The organism is Xanthomarina sp. F2636L, assembly GCF_026410195.1.
GTDB lineage: Bacteria > Bacteroidota > Bacteroidia > Flavobacteriales > Flavobacteriaceae > Xanthomarina.
The window spans coordinates 1-232 of record NZ_JAPMLM010000011.1; the positions used below are offsets into that span (position 1 = coordinate 1).

Annotated in this window: 1 protein-coding gene; it reads left to right on the forward strand. The window is 39.7% G+C overall.

Annotated elements, in window-relative coordinates:
* Positions 1–232: HYR-like domain-containing protein (locus tag OS191_RS00055; RefSeq protein ID WP_267153667.1), on the forward strand; the 232-nt coding region annotated here is incomplete at both ends.

Below are 232 nucleotides of genomic sequence, written 5' to 3' on the forward strand. Positions count from 1 at the left end.
TGACTCAACTGATAATTCTGATCCTTGTAACGTAGTAGTTACACGTACTTGGACATTTACTGATAGCTGTAATAATACATCTAGTGTGTCACAAATAATTACTGTTTCTGATACTATTGCTCCTGTAGCTCCGGCTACTCCGGCTGATGTAACAGTAGAATGTATCGATGATGTACCTGCTCCTATAGATTTAACAGCAACAGATAACTGTGCTGGTGATGTCGTGGCAACT